Annotated in this window: 11 protein-coding genes; 8 read left to right on the top strand and 3 right to left on the bottom strand. The window is 46.5% G+C overall.

Going from position 1 to position 11,149, the window contains the following annotated elements:
* The first annotated feature begins 8 nt into the window (after window positions 1-8).
* The 8 genes from M0L20_RS30295 to M0L20_RS02725 all read left to right on the top strand — a co-directional run bounded on the left by M0L20_RS30295 (window position 9) and on the right by M0L20_RS02725 (window position 7,626).
* Complete coding sequence (locus M0L20_RS30295) at window positions 9-1,625, top strand: histidine kinase dimerization/phosphoacceptor domain -containing protein (RefSeq protein WP_248475563.1); 1,617 nt, start codon at window positions 9-11, stop codon at window positions 1,623-1,625.
* Between the two features lie 33 nt (window positions 1,626-1,658).
* Window positions 1,659-2,417 carry a response regulator gene (locus tag M0L20_RS02755; protein ID WP_248475562.1) on the top strand — a complete coding sequence of 253 codons (759 nt, stop codon included), beginning with the start codon at window positions 1,659-1,661 and terminating at the stop codon, window positions 2,415-2,417.
* A gap of 856 nt (window positions 2,418-3,273) precedes the next feature.
* A complete protein-coding gene (locus tag M0L20_RS02750) occupies window positions 3,274-4,455 on the top strand; it encodes a tyrosine-type recombinase/integrase (RefSeq protein WP_248475560.1) in 1,182 nt (393 codons plus the stop codon).
* 74 nt (window positions 4,456-4,529) lie between these two features.
* A complete protein-coding gene (locus M0L20_RS02745) occupies window positions 4,530-5,459 on the top strand; it encodes a HEPN domain-containing protein (RefSeq protein WP_248475558.1) in 930 nt (309 codons plus the stop codon).
* 263 nt (window positions 5,460-5,722) lie between these two features.
* Window positions 5,723-6,220, top strand: a complete 498-nt coding sequence (locus tag M0L20_RS02740) for a hypothetical protein (protein ID WP_248475556.1) — start codon at window positions 5,723-5,725, stop codon at window positions 6,218-6,220.
* A gap of 170 nt (window positions 6,221-6,390) precedes the next feature.
* Window positions 6,391-6,636 carry a DNA-packaging protein gene (locus tag M0L20_RS30500; protein WP_248475554.1) on the top strand — a complete coding sequence of 82 codons (246 nt, stop codon included), beginning with the start codon at window positions 6,391-6,393 and terminating at the stop codon, window positions 6,634-6,636.
* Window positions 6,624-6,935 carry a DNA-packaging protein gene (locus M0L20_RS30495; RefSeq protein WP_248475552.1) on the top strand — a complete coding sequence of 104 codons (312 nt, stop codon included), beginning with the start codon at window positions 6,624-6,626 and terminating at the stop codon, window positions 6,933-6,935. Before M0L20_RS30500 ends, M0L20_RS30495 begins: the two co-directional genes overlap by 13 nt.
* Before the next feature lie 64 nt (window positions 6,936-6,999).
* Window positions 7,000-7,626, top strand: coding sequence for a terminase (locus tag M0L20_RS02725; RefSeq protein WP_248475550.1), 627 nt, complete (start codon window positions 7,000-7,002; stop codon window positions 7,624-7,626).
* Between the two features lie 594 nt (window positions 7,627-8,220).
* Here M0L20_RS02725 and nrfD read toward each other — a convergent pair.
* The 3 genes from nrfD to M0L20_RS02710 all read right to left on the bottom strand — a co-directional run bounded on the left by nrfD (window position 8,221) and on the right by M0L20_RS02710 (window position 10,917).
* The gene (gene nrfD, locus M0L20_RS02720) at window positions 8,221-9,651 is read right to left on the bottom strand and encodes an NrfD/PsrC family molybdoenzyme membrane anchor subunit (protein WP_248475548.1); all 1,431 of its coding nucleotides are present in this window, start codon (window positions 9,649-9,651) and stop codon (window positions 8,221-8,223) included.
* Window positions 9,652-9,817: 166 nt separating this feature from the next.
* Window positions 9,818-10,375 carry a TetR/AcrR family transcriptional regulator gene (locus M0L20_RS02715; RefSeq protein WP_248475541.1) on the bottom strand — a complete coding sequence of 186 codons (558 nt, stop codon included), beginning with the start codon at window positions 10,373-10,375 and terminating at the stop codon, window positions 9,818-9,820.
* Window positions 10,376-10,647: 272 nt separating this feature from the next.
* Window positions 10,648-10,917 carry a hypothetical protein gene (locus tag M0L20_RS02710; protein ID WP_248475540.1) on the bottom strand — a complete coding sequence of 90 codons (270 nt, stop codon included), beginning with the start codon at window positions 10,915-10,917 and terminating at the stop codon, window positions 10,648-10,650.
* Between the last annotated feature and the right edge of the window lie 232 nt (window positions 10,918-11,149).

The following is an 11,149-nucleotide window of genomic DNA, read 5'->3' as shown; positions in this document are numbered from 1 at the left end:
GCCCGCTAGTGGGTAAGTACTTGTACGAGAAATTGGCGAAAACCCAGCAGGAATATAGGGAAGCGATAGCCACCGGCGATTCGATGGAAGTCGCCGAGAAGTGCTATTTACTAGGCAAACGCCATAGTGCAGTGGGCGATTATGTGACAGCGCAGGCTTGGTTCATTCGATCATTGCGCATCAGAGAACCGCTTGGGCCTTCCGAGAACATTGGTAAGGTGCATCTGCGAATGGCAGAAAACCATATCGTTCAGAGGCAGCACGGGCAGGCGATGACTCATGCTCGTCAGGCAATAGCCAACTTCCGCCACGTTCGTTCACAACACGGCGAAATGGGGGCTTTCATTGTGCTGGCTGGCGTTCACGACCTGGGTTGGCGAATGAATCGAGAAAAAGCGGGATCGATACCGGAAGCTTCGTTAGACAGCGCCCTATTTTTTTTTCGGAAAGCAGAACGATTAGCCATCGCCCTCAAAAAAGCACCAGATATTGCCAATGTCTACCTATGCATGGGTAAAACGTTGGCGTTGCGAAATGGTAATCTGGCTCTTCCATACCTAAAAAAAGCCTATGCAATTAATTTGGAGCAGAAGACCCCCTACAGCATCATTAATAGTTTACAGGAGTTGGCCAGTTGTTACTTGGCCATTGATCAACCGCTCACCGCCAAAAAATGGCTGGATCAGGCGGCTTACGTGCGTGATACGGCCAGGCACGGGGACTACTGGCAGAATGGGCTTCTGGAAGAAATCTATACAAAACTTTATCAGCAAACCGGTCAGTGGAAGCTGGCTTTCGAACATCAGCAAAAGCATAATCAGCTGCGTATGGAAGCGCTGAACGCTGACCGGGAGGGGGCAATAGCACAAGCCGAAATGCGCTATGAAAGCGAAAAAAAAGGAGTGCAGCTCAATGCACAAAAGCGGATGACCTGGATGACGACGGTACTTTTTGGTATAACGGCTATCGGGTGTCTTGTTTTTTACTGGCTATTCCGAAAATACCGTCGGCTTAGTGAGCACAATGCCAAACTAGTAAAAGAGCAGAACCACCGGGTCAAAAACAATCTTCAGTCCATCACGAGTCTGCTTGGGCTACAATATAATCGGCTGACCGATCCAGCTGCCAGAGAAGCCGTTGAGGAAAGCCTTTTGCGTGTGGAAGCGATGGCGCTGGTGCACCAGCGTCTGTATGATGGAGAACGGCTGGTTGAAGTGGATCTTAGGGAATATATTCCTGAGTTAGTCAGTGGCGTGTTGCGCAGCTTCAATTTTAACCATGTTCAGCCCAAGTATACCCTGAGTCCAATATGGCTGGATGCCGACCGAGCCATTAGTGTTGGTTTACTACTGAATGAGCTGGTGACTAACTCGTGTAAGTACGCATTTCCAGATCACCCAAACCCCGCTTTAGCAATAAGCTGTCAGGAAGTAAATGGAAAGCTCAACGTTCTGTTTGTAGACAATGGGCCTGGGTTTACGCCCAAACCGAAAGCAAATTCGTTTGGCATGAAGCTGATGGATATGATTACCCAGAAACTAAAAGGGAAAAGCTATTTCAACATGGACAACGGTTGTTCGTTTACACTGTCGTTCGACTTATCAACGCTGGTTACCCTCCAATAGCCCACTCTCTATTGTTGCACATATACACTACTGATGGAAACGCCTTTACGAATTTTAATTGTTGAAGATGACTTGTTTATGGCCACCGATATGGAAGAGAGCCTAAGTAAGTCAGGCTACATCATCTGCGGGAAGGCAACCAGCTATGAGGATGCGATCAGAAGTATGGAACAAAGCCAGCCCGACATCGTGCTGATGGATATCATGCTAAACGGACCGATTGATGGCATTACAACGGTAAAAGAGCTAATGCGCATCAAGTGGGTGCCTGTCATTTACATAACCGGAAATTCGGAAGCGGAGACGTTTAAGCGGGCAAAAGGAACGTTTCCGGCTGCTTTTTTACATAAACCGGTTCGTGTCCGCGAGTTAGCCGCTCAAATTGATCTAGCCATGCATAATTTTTACGCAGGAAATATTGCGGGTTCACCTGAATTGCCCGATCACACGTTTCTACCTACGGGTAGTGGTTATATTCGGGTTATTAAGACCGAGATTCTCTTTGTAAAAGCGGATCGTGGCAACAGTGAACTGTTTTTAACGCCAGCGGGCTTTCATCGAATTTATCCTACCAGGACGTACCATGCCATCAATATATCATTAAACCTGGGTAGACTCTTACCCTACCTGTCCGCCGGGTTTTATCAATTGTCGCGTTCGCTGGTTATCAATCTTGCTTACATAGACCGGATTGAGTCGAATCAGCTCTATATCGGTTCGCACGAAATTGCCATTCCCGATGGAGCCCGAAAGCCTCTGATCAATTACTTACAAGTTGTCAGGACGCGTTAGTATTCATTTTTTACCCACTCAAATCAGCGCTGCGGTTTAGGTAGAAGTAACCAACTTATAGGCTACAAGAAAAAAGCCCGGCTTCAAATTGAGTCGGGCTTTCTACTTCTATCCACACCAAAACAAGCAGTTCAGAAGAACAAAGCTCGTTTTTCAGCGCAAAGCTATCATTTGTTACTTAGTATCAAATATTTACTGGTACTAACACTACTATAAGGCTACTTTATAGTTAGTGAAATATGACTACATAAGCTGTGGCGTATCTATAGCGTTAGGAGGACATGATGGTATAGCTGGACAAGCAGCAGATTTAAACTTTATTTCGATTCTATTATGTAGAATTGCTTAGCAGTCAGTAAATCGGATAACACAACCAGCGATCGTAGCGTTATTCGTAGAAATTAAAGCTATAAAAGTTAAGGGCAGGTTATCAATATGAAATCTGTTGATAATCTCCGGTGGCTATATCGGTTTACCGCTACTATACACTTTGCCATGAAAAACAAATTACCTATGTATCTCTATGTCGTCATTGGTCTGATCCTGTTGGCGCTTGGGGTGGCCTATTATGTAGGGGGGATTCGGTTGTAGAAGAAAAGCATTCCCCTGTAGTTGTCTTTATTTCATTGCATTGTTTGCACAACCCCTACACATTCGCTTATTTTGCACTCCCATTAGGAAACAGCTGACGCTACGAGCTTGTAACGCTTATCCAATACAAGCCAGAATACGGATAAGATCAGCGGCTGTCAAAACACAAACAGAGAGGTGTCCGAGTGGTTGGCCGCAAGCAAATAGCCCTAAAGGTACTGATTCTAAGATAGTTCCGCTTAATCTGAGACACGTTGAGAGACAAATGGTTAAGCCCTATAAAAAAGCTCAGCTTTTCAATGCCAAAGGGGATCTAAGCGCCCGTTGGTTTGTCTACTTCAGCTATCAACATCCTGCTACCGGAAAGTTCGAACGCATCAAGGTTTACAAGGATATCAACACCTTTAAAACCAAAGCCGAGCGCAACGAACATGCATCGCTACTCATACAGGGTATCAATCAAGCATTAGACGCCGGCTACAATCCATTCCTAAAAACGAATGAGCAGCGCTTCGGCGATGTGCATACGCTCGCGCAAGCGATACCTGCTTACCTCGCCGTTAAGGAGTCGCTACGGGACAAGACTGTTACGGGCTACCGATCAATATTGAACCTCTTCCTGACCTGGGCTACTAGCCGAGGTTTGCACACCTACGAGTTAAAACACCTCAAGCGAAAGGATATTCAGGAATACTTTACCAACGCACTGAAAACGCGCAACCTCGCTGCCACTACGCATAACACCGAACTAACGACGATCCGAGGGTTCTTTACCTTCTGGCAGGATGAAGGCTTGGTCGTTGCGAATCCGGCCAAAGGCATCAAGCGCCTGAAAGAAGAAATTAGCAACCATTCGATCTATAGCGATGGTCAAATTGACGTAATCACCACTTACCTTAAAGAATCCGACACCCCTCGCGCAACCCAGCTGCTACACTACATTCGTTTTTTGTACTATGCATGCATCCGGCCGAAGGAACTGCGGATGTTGCAGGTAAAAGATATGCGGCTTGATACCGGCACGATCCTGATACCGTCAAGCGTTTCAAAAAGCGGTCGAGCTGAGCCCGTGGATATATCGCCGGGTTTGATGGATGTGATTAAGGAAATGAAGTTGAAGAGCGTTGATCCGGAATGGTACGTGTTCGGTAACCAAGGAAAGGGAGTGCCCGGTAATTACAGCGATCCGAAGCCAGGACCAAAGCCGGTTGGCATCAATTACTTTACTGACTACTACCGTGAGGTACTGAAAGCGTTAGGATTCAGCGACGACCATACGTTGTACGCTTGGAAGCATACCCGCAATGTTCACTTGTATATGCAGGATAAGGACCTGCTCAGACTCATGCGGCATAATCGACACACAGACCCGAAGGTAACTATGCGATACCTTCGGTCGTTGGGTTTACTGCTGGATAGTCGATTGGATGACGAACGGAGAATCTAAATCAATGATATAATTTATGAAATAATATGAATAGTTGGATTATATGTAATAGTATCTTCTTACAGTATGAGGATATGTATCCTTTATCTATTGGAGAATTTAGTTTTACTTCCGCTGAAAATGAAGCAGAGGTCGATGCTCTTTTTCAAAGCAACAGAGTAATTGAAAGTTACGGAAGAACTTATAAAAAATCCTTAATCAATGAATGGTTCTTTTATAAAACTTTAATATTCGACCCAGTCGAAAAATTACCTTTCAAAGTTCAAGAAGAAAAAGCCTTTTTATCTGATTTGCTTTTTCACTTGTGGTTTGCGAAAGATTGTTGTTGTGGAATTACATTTACCACTTCCCATTCATTTGAGCATGACATGGTAACAAGAATTTATCCTCCAAATGCTTTCTGTAAGGCTGATTTAAGTTCTTCAACTGAAGTATTCAGTTTAGTGGAGATACAATTTGCCTATGATATACTTCTTAAGCTGGTGCCTAATAGAAGCGTTTTTAGTGATGATGATCGTGACATAAAATATCATGATTCACAGAAAGGAATATCAATGATTTCTCAAACTACTAACTACAATAAGTATAATAGAATGGAGCGAGCAATGATGTTCCTTAACAGTGCTAGAGTTAGCTCTTCATTGCCTGAAAAAATTTCATTTTATGTTTTATTGCTAGAATGCTTATTTTCTGCGGGTGATACAACTGAATTGAAGCATAGATTAGGAGAAAGAATTGCATTGTACTTTGGAAATAATCATGATGAACGAATTAGATTATATAATGAATTCTCTGAATATTATAACATCAGGTCAAAGTATATTCACGGACAATCTATCGAAGGGTATGATGGCAAAAAAATGGTCAAACTTTACGAAGCTTCTATAGGTGTTGACTCTTTAGTTAGGCGTATTTTAATTAAAATAATAACAAATGACGCCGATAAATTCTTACTACCATCAAAAGGATTAAGAGACTGGTTTAACTCAATGCTGTTCAAGTAATATAACATTACCTATTTCTGACAATGTCATTGACCAGTCGAACCGCATCTAACTGGACTTTATATTATCAATGGCTTTACAGACTATAGCAACCATCGTTTCGGCTTGGCCTTTCGGGATTCTTTTCAACCTTAACCATTGCGCGGGACAATGCATCCATGAATGTATTAACACTTAGGTTCGTTTAAAATGAGGAAGCAAACGGTCTTCCTACTATCGCCGAATTGACTACATTGGAGGTCTAATCTTGACCCAGACTTACTATGGCAACTCTACCCGGTACAGACATTGAACTTGGCAAATGGTATCCCGCCACTCAGACCCCACCTGACCTCTACGTTGAAGCACTGATCAATAAATACGCAATGATTCTGAACATAGTCGGGTTCGGCCCTCGGCCCGGCTTCTATATGCATCAGGATGGCAAGTTCTATTGGCACTGCGAGCGTTATGACGACTTCGATGACGAGCGGATGCCTGGCTGGAGCCGTTCGCAGGAAATCAACAACAACCTGGATTGGGTGACTGATGAGGCCAAGTCGGTAAACGCCTGGATCATTATTCCCGATGCGCCGGAGGACTTTCCCAGTGTACAGGATGATGCGGTGAACTCGTATGTGGGCACTCTGCCGACAGATGATGAGGAGGACGAAAACGACGAGGAGGACACCGATGAAGACGAGGACGATATTGACGACGGTTTCATAACCAACCCGGCAGACGGGCGTCCTTTACACCCGATCAATCCAAGCCTAAACTGATTGGCCGGCTGAGGTAAAGGCAGTGATAACGCAGTGAAAATCGAAGCGTCTAATGGAAACAGCGTAGAGGGTAAGAAACGCCCTTTGCGCTGTTTCTATGATTAATGCCCGGTCGTTTCGCGCGCGCCAGCTTTCTTTGTATCTTCAGGACTTCATTCCTTCTATCCACGATGGGTTTTAAAACGGCTAATCAAGCCTGGCGACTACGCCACACCAACGGACGTACTGCCCGCTTTGCCACTCCGCAGGCGCTATGGGAGGCTGCTACCGATTACTTTCAATGGGTAGATAACAACCCCTGGATGAAGACCGAGCAGCGCATAAGACCTACTACTTCGCCACAGGGCGAACAAACCTGTCTGATTGACTTACCCCTTATTCGGCCTTACACCCTCTCGGGCCTGTGTGCTTACTAGGGAGTGGTCAAGGTTATTGGCGTAAGTTCAAAGAATCTAAACGCGATGATGAGGCTTTTCAATGGGCAATCGCCCGCATTGAGGATGTGATCTACTCTCACAAGTTTGAAGGAGCCGTACTAGGCTACTTTAATGCCAACATCATCATGCGGGAGCTAGGCTTACATAATAAACAGCGTCGGAGTGATCAAATACAACAGCAACAGCGTGTGCTGGTTCGTCGAGAGCAGTCTAACGGAGGTATCGTCTTAGAGACCGAATACCCGCCGTTCATAAACCCCATTTCGTCAACAAACTAAGTTATTGCACACCGCCACACGCGTGCGCCCGTGCGAGGCTTACTACCTGCCCACACCAACAATCATGAAAAAAGGCACTCAACACATTTCCTCTTCCCGACTCCGTACGGCGGAATCTATGCAGGGTAAACGCAACGCAGTCGGCAACAAGGGAGGCCGGCCGGGAGGCTATAAGCCCGAATACGCCAAACAGGTTCACAACATCTGTCTGCTAGGCGCTATCGATAGCGAGATTGCTTTCTTCTTTGATATCAGTGTTCGTACGCTCAACTACTGGAAGAAACGCTATCCTGACTTCCGAGAAGCCATGTGGCGGGGTAAGATCATTGCTGACGCTGAGGTAGCCGAAGCCTTGTTCCGCTTAGCGTGTGGCTACACCTACACCGAAACCCAGGTATGGCTACTCAAAGACGCCAACGGGGAGCGGGTGATCAGGCACATTGAAGTGGAAAAGCACTTACCGCCTAATGTCAGAGCGTGTCAGTTCTGGCTCACCAACCGCCAACCCCACAAGTGGAGCTTTAAGCCGACGCCACCCGTGGCCCGAGCGCAAAACGTGCTGATCCGTCGTGAGGAGGTGAGCGGGGAGATCGTTGTCGAAACCCGACCGGACAACGAAGGGCAGTGGCTTGATGAGTTGGAGCAGTATGTAGCACAGCGGGCCAGTCAGGAGCAATCGACCTCTGCTTAGGGGGCTTGGTAGTTAGTGCTATGCGAAAGCGTTTCATTTAAGGCGCTTTCTGTGATCAGATGAGGTAGAGTGTGTTTTGCTGTAGATCGTCGCGTGACAGAGCTAATTTTACGATTCTGTGCCTATATACTGCTATAATTCGTGACTCTGTGGGGACAAAGGAATAATTCGAGCGTATCACTTTCGCATATTTACGGAAGTTCAAGCCTGTTTCCCCTATTCGGTAGAGCAAACAGCTATCGCAAATATGCACAGGTTACCGAGCGCTTGTGGAGTTGTTTGGATGATTAATCGCAGGGCAATCGTAAGGCTTCCGTAAATATGCGATAGCTAATTCCATATCGGTTACTTACTATGTAGTTACTTAGATCCTTCAAGCGTAGCGTGTTGCAAGAATAGAGCGTTTTAAGATAATATGTAATCCAAGAATACAAACCATGCCACTCTTGTAACCCATCAAACCAAACAAAAAGTATGGACCTGCTCGGGACCATATTAATAGTGTACGCTTACCCGAACCAAACAATCTTTAGGCTGCTATAAACTAAACTATTTCGCTTGACGATCCATAATCGAACGCGAGGTTTTGCGCCTTCATTCTACCGCCTTGTTGAACGTTGGATGACTGACCCGCTCCCCCTTGGCAACCCCAGACACCGATACGGGTAGAGTTGCCGAAGACGATTTGATAATCGTTTTTACCTCCGCCATATTCACCACTGGCAAGAACTTGGAGAACAGCAAGAATAGGGTGAAAAACAGACCAAACGAGAAGATAAAGTCGCTAATGTCAAATAAGGTGGGGTGAAACATGACCCAACTGGAGGGTAAATAGTCCCGGTGCAGGGAGGTAACCATAATCACAAACCGCTCGAACCACATCCCAATATTGACCACCACTGATAAAACAAACGTCCAGACCACACTCCGACGAACGGAGCGGAACCAGAACAGCTGGGGGGTAATCACGTTACACGTCATCATCGCCCAGTACGCCCACCAATAAGGACCTGTGGCCCGGTTGATGAACACATAGCTTTCAAACTCGACCCCTGAATACCAGGCAATGAAAAACTCGGTTAAGTAAGCTACCCCAACAATCGAGCCGGTCAGGGTAATCACTTTGTTCATTGACTCAATGTGCTCTAAGGTAATGTAGTCTTCCAGTTTATAGACCACCCGGATGATTAATACCAAATTCTGCACCATGGCAAAGCCCGAGAAAATCGCTCCTGCTACGAAGTAAGGCGGGAAGATGGTCGTATGCCAGCCTGGAATCACCGAGGTTGCAAAATCCATGCTGACAATCGTATGCACCGATAACACCAGGGGCGTGGAAAGACCCGCCAGAATTAGACTCATATACTCATACCGGGCCCACGTCTTAGCCGACCCATTCCAGCCTAAAGAGAAGGCCCCATAGATGTAGCGGGAGACCTTGCTGCGGGCCCGGTCCCGAATCGTGGCCAGATCGGGTAAAAGACCCATGTACCAGAAGACCAGCGAGACGGTAAAGTAGGTACTGATGGCGAAGACGTCCCAGACCAGGGCCGATTTGAAGTTGACCCATAGTGAGCCAAAGGTATTGGGCAGAGGTAGTGCCCAGTAGGCCAACCAGGGCCGACCCATGTGCATCAGGATAAACATAGCGGCACACATAACGGCGAAAATCGTCATCGCTTCGGCGGCCCGGTTGACGGCCGTCCGCCATTTTTGGCGGAACAATAGCAAGATAGCGGAAATCAGCGTACCGGCGTGGCCGATACCGACCCACCAGACAAAGTTGGTGATATCCCAGGCCCAGCCCACGGTTTTGTTCAAGCCCCATACCCCCAGGCCTTCCCACCAGGTCCAAAACACACAGGCGGTCCCGTAGAGCAGCACGATCAGGGCGACTGTAAAGGCGATCTTCCACTCCCGGGTGGGGCGTCCTTCCACCTGTTTGCTGATATCTTCGGTCACATCGGCATAGGTCTTGCCCCCGGTGACGAGAGGTGGTCTTACGGATGAAATTACATGGGACATAGGTTATTTTGACGCTTTTGACCGATCTACCTGAAAAGCCACTGATACGCAGGTAGATCAGCTGAGGTTAATGAATTAACTTATGAATAAGAATAGGGTATACTATGCCCCTTTAGGGTTGATTGATCAGGCTGGATAACCCCTAGCACCTACCTGCATTAGGCAGCTAACTAGCCAGATCGAGCGTTTCTAAAAATTGTAAGATTCGCTGTTTTTGCTCATTGGTCAGCGCGTAAAAGCCCAGTACATGAGCGGCCAAGATGGAATCGGCCACCAAAAATAGGATCAACTGAGCCGGTGAACAGTCCTTAGGATCGGGCAGTACGTTTTCCTGATACCACTGGCTGAACATCGCCCGATAATGCTCTTGATTCAGCGCTGCTTGCATCATTACCTTTAGCGATCGCTTTTGTTGGGGGCTCGGATTTTCGTTGATGACTGTTCTTAAAAACGCTAGTACGGGGGTGCTGCTAATAGCCAGTTGTTGTTGAAAAGCTTGGTTAAACTGTTGCAAGCGGTCACTAAACAAGGAGTCTATTAACATTTGTTTTTTGGGAAAATGGTGTACCAGTCCCCCCTTGGTAAGACGGGCTTTTTTGGCCACAGCCTCTAAGCTCATATTGTCGATACCTTTCTGACTGGCAATCTCCAGGGCCGCATCCAGAATGAGTTGCCGGTTTTGGAGGGGCTCTTTTTTGCGTTTATAGTTATTTATAGTTTTCACGACGTGAAGATACCATACGGTCGGTTTCTTTACAAATTCTGAGCAGTTAATTTTTAATTGCTCAGAACGCCCGTTTTTCGAAGACACTCATCGAATGCGATAGAAAGCAACCTTCGGGTTTAGCGGCTATTCTCAAATTGCCATCTCACCAATCAATGCCTCACGTTCAGCCAATCCGTTGAGTTTATGAGCCATGACCTGCCTTCACAAACATTTGCTGCCAGGGCGTGTGATTGGGCTGTTTGTAGTTCGGCTTATTCGTTCTAGTAGGTCTAACAAACCAGCTCGAACTGTTGCTGAAAGATGCGGTCAGGGACGGCGGTGAACTGCCCTTTATCCAAACAGCGTACCCATGAACCAGGCATCACGAAGATAGAAACGGACTGCCCTTTACGATCGGTAGCAAACAAGGCTTTGCCGGTTGGCTCGAATGTAGCCTGTGAGCCTCCGCAGTGGACTAGAAACGTGTTGAGTGCTAGTTGATCGGTACTGCTCCGGTAGAAAAAGCAAGGCTGAGCCTGTTTAGGCTGACAGATAAGCATGAAGGTTTATAGAAGTTACGGTAGGTACGGCTAGTCGCTAAGGACCAAACGGACTTAAAAATACGCATCCAAGCGCTGGAAAGCTATAACAGAAGCGTCTTTTGTCTAGTCTTCGCTTGACCTTTCTATCAAGTAGCTGTACAGTGGCTGTTCATTTCTGAACCACTACTGTACAGCTACATTGTAGCGAAAAGATTCAGTACTCAAATGGTAATAATGACAAGGCCCGAAT

Source organism: Spirosoma liriopis (assembly GCF_023196085.1).
GTDB lineage: Bacteria > Bacteroidota > Bacteroidia > Cytophagales > Spirosomataceae > Spirosoma > Spirosoma oryzicola.
Note: the sequence above shows the minus strand (reverse complement) of the source record. Positions and strands in the feature narration are given on the sequence as shown.

Bases quoted from the DNA above. Each gene is read 5' to 3' on its own strand.
- M0L20_RS02740 (WP_248475556.1), top strand. From the start codon at position 5,723: ATGGCAACTCTACCCGGTACAGACATTGAACTTGGCAAATGGTATCCC.
- M0L20_RS30500 (WP_248475554.1), top strand. From the start codon at position 6,391: ATGGGTTTTAAAACGGCTAATCAAGCCTGGCGACTACGCCACACCAAC.
- M0L20_RS02725 (WP_248475550.1), top strand. From the start codon at position 7,000: ATGAAAAAAGGCACTCAACACATTTCCTCTTCCCGACTCCGTACGGCG.
- M0L20_RS02745 (WP_248475558.1), top strand. From the start codon at position 4,530: ATGTATCCTTTATCTATTGGAGAATTTAGTTTTACTTCCGCTGAAAAT.
- M0L20_RS02755 (WP_248475562.1), top strand. From the start codon at position 1,659: ATGGAAACGCCTTTACGAATTTTAATTGTTGAAGATGACTTGTTTATG.
- nrfD (WP_248475548.1), bottom strand. From the start codon at position 9,651: ATGTCCCATGTAATTTCATCCGTAAGACCACCTCTCGTCACCGGGGGC.
- M0L20_RS02710 (WP_248475540.1), bottom strand. From the start codon at position 10,917: ATGCTTATCTGTCAGCCTAAACAGGCTCAGCCTTGCTTTTTCTACCGG.
- M0L20_RS02750 (WP_248475560.1), top strand. From the start codon at position 3,274: ATGGTTAAGCCCTATAAAAAAGCTCAGCTTTTCAATGCCAAAGGGGAT.